The sequence below is a fragment of the Streptococcus halitosis genome (assembly GCF_003143695.2).
GTDB classification, from domain to species: Bacteria; Bacillota; Bacilli; order Lactobacillales; family Streptococcaceae; genus Streptococcus; species Streptococcus halitosis.
Genome location: NZ_QEMY02000001.1, coordinates 49,005 through 65,683 on the forward strand (window position 1 = coordinate 49,005; position 16,679 = coordinate 65,683).

Here is a 16,679-nt window from a genome sequence, read left to right on the forward strand (position 1 = left end):
TCCTTTCATCCTTTTCATTAATCTTGACGTTGACCAAAGTCTGCTAACATCTGATCCAGCTCCTCACGACTTGGAGTTGTCAACATATAGAGGATATCTCCTTGTAACTCTGCAAAGGCTGCTGGCATGATTTTTTTGACCTTGAATTGCTGACTGTATTTAGCAAGCAAGTCTTCTTCTGAATAGACATAGTTGGCATTTGCACGACGTGATGTAGCTAAACAGTATTGAGGTTCAAACTCTGATGCTGGGAACTCTTCTCCTGCGACAATCGCTGCATAGCCACGATAGAGGTCCAAGGAATGAGCAAAGTTATAAACGTCAATGGTAAAGCCACCTGCAGGACGATTATTGTACTCAATGGCAATGTAGTCGTCCCCTTCACGGAAAAACTCGATATGGAAAAAGCGTTCTTTCATACCAAATTCCTTGACAATGGCCTCGCCATACTTGCGCAGTTTGGGATCCATATCCTTGAGTACATAGTAGGAATTGTCCATCTTATAAATCATGAGATCAAGTGGTGTATGGGCATAATCGAAAGTCGTTGAAAAGACGATGTTGCCATCCTTGTCTACAAGCCCGTCAAAGGTACAGATTTCGCTAGAAGTGACAAATTTTTCAAAGAAATAAACGGTTGAATGGTCCCATTCTTCTTTGAACCGGTCCACATCTTCCTGACTTTCCAACTTAAAGGTGGCTGCCGCTCCCACTCCATTGTCAGGTTTGGCAATCATTGGTAGGCCAATCGTCTCAACTGCTTGGTCCACATCTGCTTCCGTCTGGATAACAGCTCCAGGTACCACAGGGACACCTGCTTTTTTGAAAAGTTTCTTCATTTCAGACTTATATTTGGTCTTTTTGAGATCCTCTGGTTTGGCACCAAAGACATTGAATTGCTCACGAAGGGCTGCGTCCAGCTCAAGCCAGTATTCATTGTGGGACTCGATGCGGTCGATTGGGCCATGCTTGTAGAAAAGAAAAGCTACTGCACGTTTGACTTCGTCTATATTCTCAAGATTATCTACACGGAAATACTCGGTTAGGCTATTTCGCAAAGGTTCATCTAGTTGTTCGTAAGGCTCCTGACCAATTCCCAAAACTGTAATGCCTTTATTAGCTAGCTCGATGGTAAATTGTTGAAAGTTTTGTGGATAGTAGGGAGAAATAACAAGGTAATTCATAGGCAACTCCTTTTATAGATACAGGTGTCCAAGAAAATAGGGCATTTGTTTACGCCACCATTCCCAGTCGTGGGCGACATCGTGTCCCCATTCAGCAAACCAGGCTGGAATTTGTTTCTGGTCAAAGGCTTCTTTGAGCTTATAGAAAGATGGTAGACCATCTTGTTCCCAAGCACCTAGACCCGTACAGACGACGATTTCTGCCTGACGGTAACGATCGATAAACCAGCCGTCATTTTGATTCCAGATATAATCTACTGGCGAATTTTGGTAAATAGCATCATCATTGTAGTAATCGCCAACAAAGAAACGTGCATCGTAAACTCCACTGAGGGCAATCACCTTGGTAAAGACATCTGGATGCTGGAGGAAGAAGTTAAGTGCATGGTAGGCCCCCATCGAGCAACCTGTCGTCATCATGCCATCAAACCAACCTGTCTTATGCTTGATAAAAGGAATGGCCTCTTCAATCACATAGCGTTCGTAGGCGCGGTGCATCTCCGCCTGGTCATGACCATTTTTCCAAGTAGCCAACCAGCTCTCACTGTCCACACTGGATAAAGTAAAGAACTGGACACGACCTTCCTCGATAAAGGAAGCGCAGGCGTCAATCATGCCAAAATCATAGTATTCATTGTGACTACCTCCTGATGAAGCAAAAACAACAACTGGAATCCCAGCATGTCCATAACGGTTGAGGTACATTTCACGGTTGAGATTGCCACTCCAGTGGCTGAGGTTTTCAATATGCATTGGCTTTCTCCTTTCTTAACTTACCATTTCTCTGCAAAAAATCGGAGACAGTCTGGTAAATTTTCCGACCAAGGGATTTCACTATGGATAGCACCAGACTGAACTTTCAAGACAAGATTATCCAAGTGTACTCCACCTGCAATCAAATCATGGTAATAGCGAAGCGATGAGTCGATATAGGCTTGCTTGATATTGCCAGCCATCAGGGTCTTGTCCGTATCATCCGCTTCTTCCGTTCCAACATAGATAAAAATGCGTTGTTCAGGCGACAGTTTCTTACGCTCGATATAGCGATTAAAGGCTTCTTGGTGGAGCCAGTTAGCAGATGAGAAGACACCTAGACAACCAATTCTTTCTTGGTACTCTAGTCCGATAAACTGGGTAATATTACCTCCTAGTGAAGAACCAATCATAGCCGTATGCTGCCGATCAGCTTTGGTACGGTAGGTTTCATCGATAAAAGGCTTGACCACTTCCATGACAAACTCAGCATACTCCACGCCCTTACCGCCAAACTGCTGACCTGGTATAGGAGATTCTTGGAACTTCCAAGCCGCATACTCATTCATCCGTCCCATTCCATCATTATCAATAGCAACAATAATCATGCGACTGATGTCTGGATTTCGTTTAATGGCTGGAATAATCTTCCAAGAATGTCCGATATAAGACTCCTTGCTGTAAAAGACATTTTGCCCGTCATGAAAATAAACAACAGGGTAAAAACGGTCTGTGTCCTTCTCGTAGTCCTTTGGCAGGAGCACACGCACACGACGCTCCTTTCCTGTATAAGGAACCTTGAGTTTGTGTTCTTTCATTTTTAAGTAAAAGTAGGAATGATTCATTGTCAGAAAACTCTCTATATTCAAAATTTTATCTTATTATACCATAAAAATAGAAAAAAGTCAGTAAATGTCCATTTTAAGGATAAATAACTAACTTTTCTCATTTGATATTCTAAATTCTTCTGGATTTTCTGATTAGAGGAGATTGTCAATCAAGTTATCCACTTCATCTTTTTCAGCTTGAGGTGTAATCTCAGTAATCATGATCCCAGCTACTGCTCGCTCAACCAAACCTTCAACATCCATGCGTTCTTCATACTGCTCCGCATTCTTAATCTTAGGATTGGTCTTAGGACGATCAGGTGCAAAAATAGTACAGCAGTCCTCAAACGGCTGGATAGAAATTTCAAAAGTATCAATTTCCTGGGCAATGTCAATGATTTCCAACTTGTCCATCGTAACCACAGGTCGAATGATAGGAGTGTTGGTCACAGCGTTGATAGCCTGCATGCTCTCCAGGGTTTGGCTTGCCACCTGACCAAGACTTTCCCCATTGATGATAACCAAACCATTTCGTACCTCACGGATACGGTCGGTAATTCGCATCATAAAACGACGGGTCAAGGTCATGAGGTAGGCTTCTGGCGCCTTTGCCTTGATTTCCTCTTGAATCTCAGTGAAAGGCACTTCAATAAACTGGATATTTCCGCCAAACTTGGTTAATTTACGGGTCAAATCTTGAGCTTTTTTAAGGGCACCAGGACTTGTGTAAGGCGGGCTGGCAAAGTGAACGGCCTCAATATCTACTCCACGTTTAAGGGCTAGATAACCTGCTACAGGCGAGTCAATCCCTCCTGACAACATGAGCATGCCCTTACCAGAAGTCCCCACTGGCAATCCACCTGCTCCCCGAATAGTTTTATAAGAAAGATAAGCTGCTTCCTCACGAATCTCCACCTGAAGATTGATATCGGGATTTTTCATTTGAGCTTGGACATTTGGAATAGCTTCGAATACAGCTCCACCAAGTGTTTGGTTGAGTTCACGACTGTCGAGTTCAAAGTTGTGGTCGCTGCGCTTACTAGAAATCTTAAAGGTCATGCCTTCCTTGTAGATATCTTTCATAATCTCTTGGACAGAAGACTTCAGAACTTCTACAGACTTTTCGACCTTATATACTGGAGAAAAATTCTGAATCCCGAAGACTTGTTTGAGAGATTCTGCAACTGTTGTGTAGTCGGTTCCATTCAGGTAAGCGTGGGCACGGTCGCGATCCGCAGTTACCTTAACTTGGGGATAGATGGACAAAACGTCCGAAATATTATTGCGAAGTTTATTGATGAAACGCATGCGGTTTTTGCCCTTGGTTGATAACTCTCCGTAGCGAATCATAATTTCTGAATACTGCATGAATGCTCCTATCTTACTTTTCTAGTTTGATTGTAAATTAATTTTAGTTTGGTCAAGAATTGCTCGACCTGACTCATATCATTTTCAAGATCTAGGCTAAGACGCACAGCTGACTGGGCCTTATCTTTGTCCACTCCCATAGCAATCAAGGTACCTGCAGGTTTTCCTGCCTTAGATGAACAAGCCGAGGTTGTGGAAATGAAAATATCATAGTCTTCAAATGCGTGAACAATGACTTCACCACGAACACCCTTAATTCCAAAAGTCAGGATATGAGGGGCAAAGTCTTTCTCAGCTGAAAAGATAAAAACATCTGGATAGTCCAAAAGCACTTGGCGAATGACTGATTTCATCTGCCCTGCCTTATTAGTAAAGATAGCTAACTTTTCCATAGACAAACGAAGGGCCTTGGCTGTTGCAGCAATCCCTGCTACATTTTCAGTTGTTGAACGATAATCACGCTCTTGACCACCACCTGTCAAAAGAGGCGTAATTTTCTTACCAGACTTGATATAGACAAAGCCAACACCTCGGACACCATGAAATTTATGACTTGAGAAGGTCGCAAAATCCACTCGATCTGTCAGATATTTTTCAGTCGGAATCTTAGCGAGTGCCTGAACTGCATCAACGTGGAAGGAAATAGTTGGCTTGTCTGCCAAAAGTTCTGAGATAGCCTCAATAGGCTGAATAGACCCAATTTCATTGTTTACTGCCATAATGGAGATGAGGGTCGTATCAGGTCGTATCAAAGCTCCTAGAGCCTCAACATCCACAAACCCTCTGCTATCAACTGGAGCAAAATCCACCTCAAAACCTTGACTTTTCAGCCAGAGGGCTGATTCCTTGACTGCTGGATGTTCAATGGCTGATACGATGATGTGCTTGCCAAACTGGGCTTTTTCGAAGGCCACACCTTTGATGACCCAGTTATCCCCTTCTGTTCCTCCAGAAGTAAAGAAGATTTCATCACTCTTCTTGCCAATCAAATCTGCAATTTGCTGACGGGAAGCATCTAAAATTCGTGTCGCCTGGTCTCCCAAACGATGGAGACTGGATGGATTTCCTACAATTTTCGAAGCGACCTGAGTATAGGTTTCAAGTGCTTCAGGATAAGGCTTGGTCGTTGCCGAATTATCAAAGTAGATCATGTTTTCTCACGCTTTCTAAAATCACTTCTTCTATTGTATCATGAAACGAAGCTTGCGACAAGAAAGGACAAGTTCTCTTTTTTTAAGATTTTTTTAAAGAAATGAGGTATAATAAATCATAATTAAAGGAGAGTATCATGTCTAACTATCATAGAACTTCAAAACCAAAAACAGAACACATCAAAAAGGGATTTACTGTCTTTCAAAAAACGATTGCTACCATCGGTAGTATCCTTGGTCTAATCACCGCTACTATTACCATCATGAACGCTATGGATAATAACAAGAATAACAAAAAAGAACCAACGACAACTCAAACAACTGTTGTCAAGGAGATTCAAAAGGAATCCCCTCAGGAAAATACTACACCTAACAAGGACAACACTTCTACTAAAGAAAATACCCCGCAGGAAGAAACTCCTCAATCCAATAAAAAGGAAGAGCAAAAAGAAGAGAAGAAAACAACAACTCAGGATTCTTCTACACCTTCCTCAACAAAAGAAACAACTGATAGTGGAAACTCGTCCAAAACGACTAGTTCCGAAAACAAAAGCAATCAATAACCACTAAAATAGCTTCCTTCCAGCTTTGGAAAGAAGCTATTTTTTATTGTTGCAATACTTTTCGTGGTTTGGTTCCTTCAGCTGGACCGATGACACCTGCCATTTCGAGTTCTTCCATCAGGCGGGTCGCACGGTTAAATCCAACCGACAAACGACGCTGAATCATCGAAGCGCTGGCTTTCTGGGTTTCGATAACCAAAGCCTTAGCTTCTTCAAAAAGCGGATCGCCGCCAGCTTCACCATCTGAAAATTCTCCTTCATTTTCAGAAACCTCACCTGGATCAAAACTCTCATCGTAGTCCGCATCCGCCTGAGCCTTGATGAAGTTTACAATGCGTTCGACATCATCATCTGAGATGAAGGATCCTTGTAGACGGACTGGGTGATTTTCATCGATTGGTTTAAAGAGCATGTCTCCTCGACCAAGCAGTTTTTCTGCTCCATTCTCATCCAAGATGGTTCGTGAGTCTGTACCTGATGAAACTGCAAAAGCTACACGAGATGGGACATTGGCCTTGATGAGACCAGAGATAACATCAACTGATGGACGTTGCGTTGCGAGAATCATGTGAATCCCTGCGGCACGTGCCTTCTGTCCGAGACGAATAATGGCATCTTCCACTTCCTTGCTGGCCACCATCATGAGGTCTGCTAACTCGTCTACAATGACAACAATCAAAGGAAGCGGTACTTGTTTGTACTCAGACTGGCTATTAAATTCCTCGACCTTGGCATTGTAACCAGCGATATTTCGCACACCAACCTTAGCAAAGAGTTCATAACGGTTTTCCATCTCATCCACAACCTTTTGCAGGGCCTTGCTGGCCTTGCGTGGATTGGTCACAACTGGAATCAAGAGGTGAGGAATGTCATTGTAAACCGATAGCTCAACCATCTTTGGATCCACCATCATAAACTTGACCTGGTCTGGTCTTGCTTTCATCAGAATGCTAGCGATAATACCGTTAACTGCGACTGATTTCCCTGATCCCGTCGAACCTGCAACCAGTAGGTGGGGCATCTTGGAAAGGTCAAAGGTGCGAGCAGTTCCATTGACAGCCTTCCCTAGAGGAATTTCGAGGAGATTTTCTGGTTTAGTCTGAGACTGTTCCCAGAGTTCACGGAAGGAAACAGTCGCGATCTCAGAGTTAGGAACCTCAATTCCGACTAAGGATTTACCAGGGATTGGAGCCTCTATCCGAACATCCTTGGCCGCCAGAGCTAGCGCTAAGTCGTCTGCCAGATTGGAAATGCGGTTAACCCGTACACCAACTGCTGGCTTGACTTCATACTTGGTAACTGATGGCCCAATTTCAGCCCGTTCTACCGTCACCTTGATACCAAAGCTGGCAAAGGTTTCTTCTAAGATTTTGATATTTTCTCGAACAATCTTCTTTTCCTTGGACTGATCTTTGGGTTTATCTGGCGCAAAGAGTTGCAAGCTTGGTAGCTTGTATTCGAGGGCTTCCTTGGCAGAAAAATCAACCTGTACCTCTTCATTCTCACAGTCTTCTTCCTCATCTGGAACTTCAACGTCAGCTTGAGGGAGGATAATCTCAGGTTCCACACATTCTTCCTCAGGAATTGGCGAAAGATTATAGTCTGGAACTTCTGATAAGATTTCTCCCGTTTCAGGATCTACAGGAGGAAGCGGTAGCGCATCCTGTTCTTCTTGCTCTCTCTGAATTCTGGCTGCTTCTTCAGCTTCTTGACGAGCCTTCTCTTCTTCTCTCTTGATGAAGCGTTCTTGTTTTCTCTGTTCCTGCTTTTCCATGAAGGATTTGAACTGAGCTCCAATAAAGGCTGCAACATCATAAATAGACCAAGGACTAACCAAGAGTGCCCCAACTAGAATCAAGAGAACTCCAATAAAGTACGATCCGATATTGGAGAAAAGAAAGGCAATGGGGATATAGAGCCCAACACCAAGCAAACCTCCACCAGCGAAGCTAGTCACCCGCATACCAGTCAGATCCGTTATAACTTGAGCCAAGGTCCCTTTTAGAACCGACTGCTCCAAACCAAACTTCCAGACAAGATAGGCCTCAAAAATCAAGAGCAAGCCAGCGAAGATACAAAGAAATCCTGACAGAAGTCCCTCTTGCTTTCGTATCCATTTAAATAGAAAAAGATAAATGAGAAGGGCACCAATAGCCACATAGGCCAAACTTCCGACCACCAGTCGAATGAGATTGTAAAGTGTGACACCTGCCGCGCCGAGTTTGAGGGCTGCAATAATCAACAATAAGGCAATTCCTAAGGAAATCAACATCCTCTGGATAGCCTGTTTTCTTTCGAGTTCTGCTTTAGACGGTCTCCGTCTTGTTTTACTTGTATTTTTGTTTGCCATATTTCTATTATACCATATTTCAGAAACATCTAGAGAAATCAAAAAAATGACTGCATCTACTAGACACAATCATCTTTCGTTGATATTTCTGAATTTTCTATTCTATATGATTTTTCAACAACCTTGTCTCACTACTTCTTCAAAAATCTAATTGCTGATTTTCTTGCCTTCTCAATCTTTTCGATTTCCAACTTCTCTACAGCAGATGTAGGAATCCATTTTTTCCCAAATAAAACTTGAGCTGCTTCTATCATCAGAGCACAAGCCAGAAAGTCCTTTTCTTCTGGAATCGCCTCTCGAAACAAATCCTTCGTTTTCTCCATCAAGACTTCTTTTTCAATTTGATGAAAAGATAATTGCATCAAACTACTGGCAGACCAGGCACGACAAAGTGCATCTGGGTCAGTCAAGAGATGTTGCCCTAAGATTTCTATCTCACTTATTGAACCAATCCAACCTAGGGCAATGATTAGCTTTCTACGATTCGAAGCTTCTGAACTAGGTAAAAGAGAGATTAGAACAGGAAGTACTTGCTTGCAAGAAGATGCATAAAAATCTCTATGTCTTACTTTGAAAAGAATTTTCGCTAGAAAATAAACAATCAAAATGCGTTGACTCTCATCTTCCTCTTGATTGAGAGTTTCCAAAAGATAGTCTATTCCCTCCTGCCCATGCTGGTCAAAACTTGCTTCAAAATTTAGGTCAGTTCCTTCCTCCCAATCGTTGCAAATGAGTTCAAAATGAAAGGCAATTTCTGGGCTCCTACCTAAATCAGCTATAAAATGAATTCGTTTAGAATCAGGAAAATCTTCCTCCACCAAGCTGGCATAGGTTCCTTGTAACGCTTCTTTTGTAAGACTTTTGCGACCGAACTGTTCCTTTTCTAGTTTGTCGATTCCTTCTTTTCTAGAATCACTCATGACACTTATCTCCTCTAAGATATTTGTAGAACTTCAGCATTCTATCATTTAAATTCTCTAAGATTTACCTCTATTATATCACTTTAAAGACCGTTCTCCCTAACTCCATCATCAAAAAATGACTGCCCACTTTCGTGTTCAGTCATTTGAGTATTTATGATTATTTTTCTAATGGTTTACGTAGGTAACCATAAACCACACCACTTACAATTGCGCCAACCAAGACACAGGCAAGGTAGAGAAGGGCATTTGAAGTGAGGGCGATAACGAAGATTCCTCCGTGTGGCGCCATGAGTTTAATTCCAGCAAGACCAACGAGTCCGCCTGCTACTGCAGAACCAAAGATGAAGCTTGGGATAGCACGAGCTGGGTCAGCGGCACCAAATGGAATCGCTCCCTCAGTGATAAATGACAAGCCCATGATGATGTTTGTCAAACCAGAGTTGCGTTCTTCCTTGGTGAATTTATCTTTGAAAAGAAGGGTTGCGACAAAGATAGCAAGTGGTGGCACCATTCCTCCAGCCATAACTGCTGCCATGGCTACAGAACCACCTGAAGAAACAGTTGCTGCAAGCGTACCTGTACCAAAGACATAGGCCGCTTTATTAACTGGACCACCCATATCAACAGCCATCATTCCACCAAGAACGATACCAAGAAGGACAGCTGAACCGCCTCCAAGACCGCCTAAGAAGTCATTCATCGCAGTGTTGATTGCTGCCATCGGGATGTTAACAGCTAGCATGACAAATCCTGTTAAGATTGTTCCAAGAAGTGGCAAGAGAAGGATTGATTTAGCACCTTCAAGTGAACGAGGAACTTTAACGTATTTCTTGATAGCAAGAACTAAAGCACCTGCGATAAATCCACCAACAAGGGCACCTAGGAAACCGGATGAGACACCTGCAAGAGTTGAAGTTGCTTCACCACCTGCTGCATAAGGGATTTTACCAAAGGCAAAACCTTCTTTGGCAATTGCACCAGCCACAAAACCAGCTACCAAACCTGGTTTTTCAGCGATAGAGTAGGCAACATATCCTGCAAAGACTGGGAGCATCAAGCCAAAGGCTGCACCACCGATTTTCATGAACATGGAAGCTAGCTCATGGTAGGATCCTAGATTGCCAAGACTATCTTGTGGCACACCCATAGCACCATCAATCAAGAAAGCAAGGGCAATCATGATACCACCACCGATAACGAATGGCAACATTTGAGATACACCACTCATCAAGTGTTTGTAGAAGGCACCACCAAGGCTTTGTTTTTCATTAGATGCTGTTGCAGTTTTTGCTCCATTAGCAGCACGATAAACTTCAGCATCCCCAGAAAGAGCCAAGTTGATCAATTCTTCTGTCTTACGGATACCGTCTGCAACTGGGCGGTTGATCAATGGCTTGCCATCGAAACGATCCATCTCAACAGCCTTGTCTGCAGCGATGATAACAGCTTTAGCCTTACGGATGTCCTCTGCAGTCAATTGATTCCCAACACCGCTGGCACCGTTGGTTTCGACCTTGATCCCAACACCCATTTCAGCAGCCACTTTTTGAAGGGCCTCTTGGGCCATGTATGTGTGGGCAATACCTGTCGTACAAGCTGTAACAGCTACGATAAAGTCACCAGAGTCATTAGCAGGTGCTTGAACAGGCTCCTCAGCTTTTTCTGAAGCTTGGTCAAAAAGTTCGATAACTTGATCTGCAGATGTTACTTGACGAAGTTTGTCAGCGAAACCATCTTTCATCAAGTATTGAGACAATTCTGCCAAGGCTGCTAAGTGAGTATCATTGGCACCTTCTGGAGCTGCAATCATGAAGAAGAGGTCTGTTGGTTGCCCATCCAAGCTCTCATAGTCAACACCCTTGTTTGACTTAGCAAAGAGAACCGTTGCTTCTTTGACAGCAGAATTTTTGCTGTGAGGCATAGCAATTCCGTCACCCAAACCAGTGGAAGTGAGAGCTTCACGCGCTAAGATTCCTTCTTTAAAGGTTTCAAAATCCGTCACATAACCATGATCTACCAAGCTATGAATCATCTCTTCGATAGCTGCTGTTTTTTCAGTCGCCTGCAAATCCAGCAACATGACATCTTTTCTCAATAGGTCTTGAATTTTCATCGTTTTTCTACCTCAACTTTTTCATATGTTTCTTTAATAAATTCCGCTGTTGCCAAGTCATCCGAGAAGGTAGTTGCTGTTCCACAAGCTACTCCCCATTTGAAGGCCTCTACTGCATCTTTAGATTTGACAAATTCACCTGTAAACCCAGCAACCATAGAGTCACCAGCTCCCACTGAATTTTTGACTGTTCCCTTGATAGGTTTTGCGAAGTAAGCTCCCTCAGATGTGACAAGAAGTGCACCGTCCCCAGCCATGGAGATAATGACGTTTTGAGCTCCTTTGGACAGTAACTGACGAGCATAGTTCTCGATTTCATCTAAACTTTCGAGTTTCACTCCAAAGATAGCTCCAAGCTCGTGATTGTTTGGTTTAACCAAAAGTGGCTGGTAGTCTAAACTATCAATCAAGGTCTGTCCTTCAAAGTCACAAACCACTTGCGCACCAGTCTGGCGTGTCAAGGCAATCAAATCCTTATAGATAACATTGCCTAGGTTCTTAGCACTTGAACCTGCAAACACAACCGTATCATCTGCTGTCAGACTAGACAAAATAGCTTTCAATTCTTCTAGCTGAGCTGGTTCCACATTTGGACCTGTTCCATTGATTTCTGTTTCTTGGTCTGCTTTAATCTTGACATTGATACGAGTATCTTCTGCTACTTGGACAAAACGCGTTTCGATTTCCTCTTCTGCCAAAGTATCTGTGATAAATTTACCAGTAAATCCTCCAATAAATCCAGTCGCAGTATTAGGAATATCCAAGCGCTTCAAAACACGGCTAACATTGATTCCTTTCCCACCAGCAAACTTATCATCACTGTCCATACGATTGACACTGCCGACTTGAACTTGGTCCAAGCGCACGATATAGTCAATGGATGGATTGAGTGTGACTGTATAAATCATACTTCTATTACCTCCGTTTTCTTCTTAATAGCCTGCAAGAGCTTATGCCCTTGACTTGTGATGACAATAGCGCGTTTGAGAGGTGCTACCTTGGCAAAGCAAGTTTGACCAATCTTTGACGAATCAACCAAGACATAGGTTTGTTTGGCATTCTCTAAAATAGCACGCTTAACGGCTCCCTCCTCCATATCAGGAGTCGTATAATAACCATCGTCCACACCATTCATCCCAATAAAGGCACGGTCAAAGTGCAATTGATTGATTTGGTTAAGAGCAACACCGCCAATACATGCATCTGTTGCCATCTTGACACTTCCTCCAACCATGACAGTTGGAATCTGTTTTTCAACCAACTGAACCGCATGATGAATGGAGTTGGTCACAACTGTGATATTCTTATTAACCAATTCCTTGATTAAAAAAGCAGTTGTTGTGCCAGCATCGATAAAGATAACATCTTGTTCCTTAATAAGAGATGCTGCTTTTTGAGCCAGTAGCTTCTTCTCTTGAAGGTTTTTGACAGATTTTTCTTGGATGGTTTCTTCTTCCTGCAAGGAGTGGGGCAATTCTGCTCCACCATGCACACGGCGAAGTTTATTTTCCGCCTCCAACTCATCCAAATCTCTTCGTACTGTCGATTCTGATGTTTCTAATAGACTAACCAATTTTTCTAGGGAAACTACATGATGTTGATTTAACTCCTCTAAAATCAGTTGCTTCCGCTCAGTTTTTAACACCAAACCACCTCCTGTTATCGTTTACACTATTCATTCTAGCACATTATCTACCAAAGTCAAGCATTTTTTATCATTTTCTTTCAAATTCTATCATTTTTCTTATTTCCAAAATTTTTATTGCAAGATAAAGTCCTTTATGGTAGACTATTTGAGTAAGTATTGGAAGATTACTCAAGAGGCTTAAGAGGCCGTGTTGGAAACGCGGTAGGCGTGTAACAGCGTGCGTGGGTTCGAATCCCATGTCTTCCGTAGAAAAACAAAAACTGCATTTCGGTGCAGTTTTTTTATCACAAGTATTTAAAAATCAAATAATACAAACACTATATGATTTCATAAAACAAAAGGATATAGATTTCTAGGATACGACAAAAATGTTGTATCCTTTTTTAGCAAAAGAATACCAAGGAATACAAAAGGCAAAAACAAAAAACGTTGATTTAACAACGTTTTTCCAAGTTTAGCGAAAGAATAATGGAGCCGGTGGGAGTCGAACCCACGTCCAAACACCTGCCAACATATTTGTCTACAACCATAGGTTATGTATTGTTTTAACAGTCCCTCGACACATAACTCAAGCCTAGGAACTGCGAGTCTATTAATCTCTTATCAAACCACTAGACAAGGCTTGATCGTATCTCGCTAATCATAAGACCTGTCATTGAACACGAGCAATCCAAATCAGGTCACGCCTGCTGGTTTTTAGGCAGCTAGAGCGTAAGAAGTGTTATTTTTTGCAGTTATATTTAACTGAGCGTTTACGTCGCCACACGGGTTGCAAAATATGCCTCATAATGCCTGTCGAATCCGTAACGACCCCAGGATGTTAGAACTATTATAACCTATCTTCAAAAAAAATGCAAAATCAAGCCAATTCTTTAGAACAGATACGTTTTCAAAGCATCTGATAAAGCTTGATAACCGGCTACACTTAGATGGAGGCCATCCGTTGTATAGGCTGATTGAAGTTGTCCTTTTGAATCTGTCAAACTATCATAAATCGGCACAAAATCTACCTGCATATAGGCGGATACTAGAGCCTCATAGGCTTGATTCCATTCTCTAATCTTTTCATTGGTTCGGATATAAACAGTCTGCTTGTATTTCTCTCCCTCATTGACTGGCAAAATGGATAGGAGCTTTATTTGTGACAACGGATAATCTCGGGCAATTGATTGGATCACTCGCTCAAGATTATCCAAGGCTTCATTTATAGGAATATCTTTTCCGATATCATTTGTCCCAATTAGGAGAACAATTTGATCCACAGCATCACCATAAAGATGGGCATCTAGATTCTCTAATAACAGTTTCGTCTGGTAGCCTCGGATGCCACGATTGACAATCGTCTTGGCAGTCCCAAACAACTCTTGCAGAGGGTAATATTCCACAATCGAATCACCAATAAAAATGATATCTGGCTCTAGGACAGAAATTTGATTCAATTCACGATACTTGGTTTGAATTTTTTCCTGCTCTTTTAAGAGCCAATTCTCTAATAACTGTACTGCCACCTTATCCCTCTTTCTCTAACCAGTTTTCTAGGACTTGATAAACACCCGCCTGGCTGTTAGCCGGAGCTAGAGCAGTCGCAACTGCCTTGACCTCATCATCTGCGTTTTCCATCGCATAGGCAATTCCAGCCAGTTCTAGCATTTCGATATCATTTTCACTATCACCAAAAGCCATGACTTGTTCCGATTTCAAATCCCAGCGCTTGAGTAATTCTTCCAATCCCCAAGCCTTGTGAACACCAGCCTGTAGGATATCGATACAACCATAACCACTGGAAACGGCTCTTACATGCCCATCAAAGAGGTCATTGATTTCCTGCAAAACAGAACTAGAGCGTTCTTCACCAACGACCATACTCATCTTTAGCACCCCACCGAAGAGATCCGATCTGAGCTCTTCAACAAAGTTTGTATGCCGATAGAGTTTTTCAATCATCTCAGGAGTCATAAATTTATCAAGTTCTGTAAAAACAGTTCCTTTCTTGACAAAACTCCCGTTCATACTAGTGACAACAAATTGATCTCGGCACTCCCTCCCTTTAAAATGAACTAAAGCCTTGTCAACCATAGCATCATCCCAGGTCTGCGCTTGAATCAGTTTATTATTTTCAAAAATACGCGCCCCATTGGCAACGACTAGGACAACTCTACTCGCCAAATGTTTAAGCAATTGCCTCATACGGTGAACTTCATTCCCCGTCGCAATGACAAAACGGATATCCCTTTGATCCAACTGATCTAAAATCTTTTCCAAGCGGGGCAGATCCAGCTGCCCCCTCGGGTCTAGCAAGGTTCCATCCATGTCTGTTGCAATTAATTTAATCGTCATCCTATCTCCTTTAGGGCGAGCGTCTACCACTTCAACCCTACATGTTCATTCATTTCTTTATAGGCCGTGTCAATTCGTTCCTTGGTCGCCTCATCCAACTTGTCACGGTAACTGCCTCCCTCAATGAAGTCCTCTAGGATATAGGTCTGATAGAGGAAGAGCGGATAGCCTTCTGGAGAGTAAGTTCCTTTTGGAGTTCGATTAACCCAAGTTGGATGTGCTTTAGCAGTTTCAATCCTTGTCTTGCCATCTTTTTTCTTAATGGTCACATCCATGAGAACTCCTCGCTCCGTCCACTTGGCATTTTCCTCGTCTTGCATGGTTTCAATGCGTTGGTTTGAGAGGAAATTTCCCATGGAATAGATGATCAATTTTTTGTCACCATCTTTTTCAACGGTTTCAGCAGGTTCAACGACATGAGGATGCCCTCCAAAGATAATATCAGCTCCCCAGTCAATCATCTTATGGTACAGTGTTTTCTGTTCTTCCGTCGGTTCTAGCTGGTACTCAATTCCCATCTGAGGCATGATGACAGTAATATCCGCCTCTTGCTCAGCTCGTTCGATTTCCGCCTTCATCTTATCTTCATTCAGGTCAGAAAGATAGCGATTATAATCCTCTTGAGAGATATACTGCTCAATGCCATTAAAACCGTAAGAATAGGCTAGGAGAGCTACCTTGATACCATTGACTTCCTTGATAACTAGTGGAGCTTGGTCACGGGATTCATGTGTGTAGACTCCTATGGGTGTCATCCCTGCCTTTTCAATAGCTTCTGCTGTCGAAACCACTCCCTCAATTTGAGAATCCAAGATGTGATTATGAGCCAAGTCTAGAACTTGGTAGCCTGCATCCTTGATCGCATCCATGACTTCCCCTGGTGCATTAAAGAGAGGATAGCCTGCCAAGTAGTGGTCCTTGTTCACCGTTCCTTCAAAGTCACCAAGCACTAAATCCGCTTGTTTGAGCCAGGGTTTTACATACTCAAAATTTTCATGGAAATCATAGGTTCCATCTTCTTTCAGAGCTGTTCGGTAGATAGGAATATGGTAGAGAAGGTCACCATTTGCCATGATACGAGCTGTCGTTTCGGCAGACTGATTTTCCTTAGACTGACTAGACGTCTGAGCAGAATCAACTGTTTGACCACTCGGACTTGTTCCCTTGTTCCCTTGTACTGCTTGGGTCAACAAGTTCAGCCCCATAGACAAGGAAACTGCAAGCAACAGCACCGTAATAAACTGGGCATTTGTCCAAGATTTATAATTCCTAAAGAAACCAATACTACTCTTCAACAATCCAAAAATAGGACCATGAGACCATCTATCTTGTCGCTTTTCCATCTTTATTCCCCCCTTGCTTTTACTGCAAGTCTTTTCTTTTATTATACCACAGACAAAAGAGGAATACCGTTTATTATATTATTTTTTAGGAACTTCTGTGACTTTCTTTCTCGCCTATT

The 16,679-nt window shown here is 42.5% G+C and carries 14 protein-coding genes, 1 tRNA gene and 1 other RNA gene; 2 read left to right on the forward strand and 14 right to left on the reverse strand.

From position 1 onward, the window contains the following. Positions 1-17 precede the first annotated feature (17 nt). From DB729_RS00285 to DB729_RS00305, 5 genes are all read right to left on the reverse strand, one after another. On the reverse strand, positions 18-1,184 hold the full coding sequence (locus DB729_RS00285; protein WP_109289807.1) for an ATP-grasp domain-containing protein: 1,167 nt from the start codon (positions 1,182-1,184) through the stop codon (positions 18-20). A gap of 12 nt (positions 1,185-1,196) precedes the next feature. Further along, on the reverse strand, positions 1,197-1,937 hold the full coding sequence (locus tag DB729_RS00290; RefSeq protein ID WP_000546816.1) for an esterase family protein: 741 nt from the start codon (positions 1,935-1,937) through the stop codon (positions 1,197-1,199). Between the two features lie 20 nt (positions 1,938-1,957). Next, positions 1,958-2,782 carry an alpha/beta hydrolase gene (locus DB729_RS00295; RefSeq protein WP_033585021.1) on the reverse strand — a complete coding sequence of 275 codons (825 nt, stop codon included), beginning with the start codon at positions 2,780-2,782 and terminating at the stop codon, positions 1,958-1,960. 135 nt (positions 2,783-2,917) lie between these two features. Then, positions 2,918-4,132 carry a tRNA uracil 4-sulfurtransferase ThiI gene (gene thiI / locus DB729_RS00300; RefSeq protein ID WP_109289806.1) on the reverse strand — a complete coding sequence of 405 codons (1,215 nt, stop codon included), beginning with the start codon at positions 4,130-4,132 and terminating at the stop codon, positions 2,918-2,920. An 8-nt stretch (positions 4,133-4,140) separates the two neighbouring features. Then, entirely contained in the window at positions 4,141-5,283 is a 1,143-nt protein-coding gene (locus DB729_RS00305) for a cysteine desulfurase family protein (protein ID WP_109289805.1), read from the reverse strand. A gap of 137 nt (positions 5,284-5,420) precedes the next feature. On the opposite strand from DB729_RS00305, the gene DB729_RS00310 reads away from it, so the two are divergent. Continuing rightward, positions 5,421-5,846, forward strand: a complete 426-nt coding sequence (locus DB729_RS00310) for a DUF6556 family protein (protein WP_000073837.1) — start codon at positions 5,421-5,423, stop codon at positions 5,844-5,846. 43 nt (positions 5,847-5,889) lie between these two features. Here DB729_RS00310 and DB729_RS00315 read toward each other — a convergent pair whose 3' ends face one another. From DB729_RS00315 to DB729_RS00335, 5 genes are all read right to left on the reverse strand, one after another. Further along, positions 5,890-8,196 carry a DNA translocase FtsK gene (locus DB729_RS00315; RefSeq protein ID WP_109289804.1) on the reverse strand — a complete coding sequence of 769 codons (2,307 nt, stop codon included), beginning with the start codon at positions 8,194-8,196 and terminating at the stop codon, positions 5,890-5,892. Between the two features lie 131 nt (positions 8,197-8,327). Next, a complete protein-coding gene (locus DB729_RS00320) occupies positions 8,328-9,116 on the reverse strand; it encodes a HEAT repeat domain-containing protein (RefSeq protein ID WP_057488555.1) in 789 nt (262 codons plus the stop codon). Between the two features lie 160 nt (positions 9,117-9,276). Next, positions 9,277-11,232 (reverse strand): PTS fructose transporter subunit IIABC, encoded by a 1,956-nt coding sequence (locus DB729_RS00325; RefSeq protein WP_109289803.1) that lies wholly within the window; start codon positions 11,230-11,232, stop codon positions 9,277-9,279. Beyond that, positions 11,229-12,140 carry a 1-phosphofructokinase gene (pfkB, locus tag DB729_RS00330; protein WP_109289802.1) on the reverse strand — a complete coding sequence of 304 codons (912 nt, stop codon included), beginning with the start codon at positions 12,138-12,140 and terminating at the stop codon, positions 11,229-11,231. The genes DB729_RS00325 and pfkB overlap by 4 nt, the downstream gene beginning before the upstream one ends. After that, positions 12,137-12,877 carry a DeoR/GlpR family DNA-binding transcription regulator gene (locus tag DB729_RS00335; protein WP_109289801.1) on the reverse strand — a complete coding sequence of 247 codons (741 nt, stop codon included), beginning with the start codon at positions 12,875-12,877 and terminating at the stop codon, positions 12,137-12,139. Before DB729_RS00335 ends, pfkB begins: the two co-directional genes overlap by 4 nt. A 161-nt stretch (positions 12,878-13,038) precedes the next feature. On the opposite strand from DB729_RS00335, the gene DB729_RS00340 reads away from it, so the two are divergent. Next, positions 13,039-13,126 (forward strand) — tRNA-Ser (locus DB729_RS00340). A 220-nt stretch (positions 13,127-13,346) separates the two neighbouring features. Here DB729_RS00340 and ssrA read toward each other — a convergent pair. The 4 genes from ssrA to DB729_RS00360 all read right to left on the reverse strand — a co-directional run bounded on the left by ssrA (position 13,347) and on the right by DB729_RS00360 (position 16,560). Further along, positions 13,347-13,694, reverse strand: a transfer-messenger RNA (tmRNA) gene (gene ssrA / locus DB729_RS00345). 58 nt (positions 13,695-13,752) lie between these two features. Beyond that, complete coding sequence (locus tag DB729_RS00350) at positions 13,753-14,388, reverse strand: SGNH/GDSL hydrolase family protein (protein WP_109289800.1); 636 nt, start codon at positions 14,386-14,388, stop codon at positions 13,753-13,755. A 1-nt stretch (position 14,389) separates the two neighbouring features. Beyond that, positions 14,390-15,217, reverse strand: a complete 828-nt coding sequence (locus DB729_RS00355; RefSeq protein ID WP_109289799.1) for a Cof-type HAD-IIB family hydrolase — start codon at positions 15,215-15,217, stop codon at positions 14,390-14,392. Positions 15,218-15,240: 23 nt separating this feature from the next. Next, positions 15,241-16,560 carry a CapA family protein gene (locus DB729_RS00360; RefSeq protein WP_009729974.1) on the reverse strand — a complete coding sequence of 440 codons (1,320 nt, stop codon included), beginning with the start codon at positions 16,558-16,560 and terminating at the stop codon, positions 15,241-15,243. Positions 16,561-16,679: the final 119 nt, after the last annotated feature.

What these genes read in the sequence shown, in the direction of transcription:
- DB729_RS00285 (WP_109289807.1), bottom strand. Translation starts at nt 1,184, where the DNA reads ATGAATTACCTTGTTATTTCTCCCTACTATCCACAAAACTTTCAACAA.
- DB729_RS00290 (WP_000546816.1), bottom strand. Translation starts at nt 1,937, where the DNA reads ATGCATATTGAAAACCTCAGCCACTGGAGTGGCAATCTCAACCGTGAA.
- DB729_RS00295 (WP_033585021.1), bottom strand. Translation starts at nt 2,782, where the DNA reads ATGAATCATTCCTACTTTTACTTAAAAATGAAAGAACACAAACTCAAG.
- thiI (WP_109289806.1), bottom strand. Translation starts at nt 4,132, where the DNA reads ATGCAGTATTCAGAAATTATGATTCGCTACGGAGAGTTATCAACCAAG.
- DB729_RS00305 (WP_109289805.1), bottom strand. Translation starts at nt 5,283, where the DNA reads ATGATCTACTTTGATAATTCGGCAACGACCAAGCCTTATCCTGAAGCA.
- DB729_RS00310 (WP_000073837.1), top strand. Translation starts at nt 5,421, where the DNA reads ATGTCTAACTATCATAGAACTTCAAAACCAAAAACAGAACACATCAAA.
- DB729_RS00315 (WP_109289804.1), bottom strand. Translation starts at nt 8,196, where the DNA reads ATGGCAAACAAAAATACAAGTAAAACAAGACGGAGACCGTCTAAAGCA.
- DB729_RS00320 (WP_057488555.1), bottom strand. Translation starts at nt 9,116, where the DNA reads ATGAGTGATTCTAGAAAAGAAGGAATCGACAAACTAGAAAAGGAACAG.
- DB729_RS00325 (WP_109289803.1), bottom strand. Translation starts at nt 11,232, where the DNA reads ATGAAAATTCAAGACCTATTGAGAAAAGATGTCATGTTGCTGGATTTG.
- pfkB (WP_109289802.1), bottom strand. Translation starts at nt 12,140, where the DNA reads ATGATTTATACAGTCACACTCAATCCATCCATTGACTATATCGTGCGC.
- DB729_RS00355 (WP_109289799.1), bottom strand. Translation starts at nt 15,217, where the DNA reads ATGACGATTAAATTAATTGCAACAGACATGGATGGAACCTTGCTAGAC.
- DB729_RS00360 (WP_009729974.1), bottom strand. Translation starts at nt 16,560, where the DNA reads ATGGAAAAGCGACAAGATAGATGGTCTCATGGTCCTATTTTTGGATTG.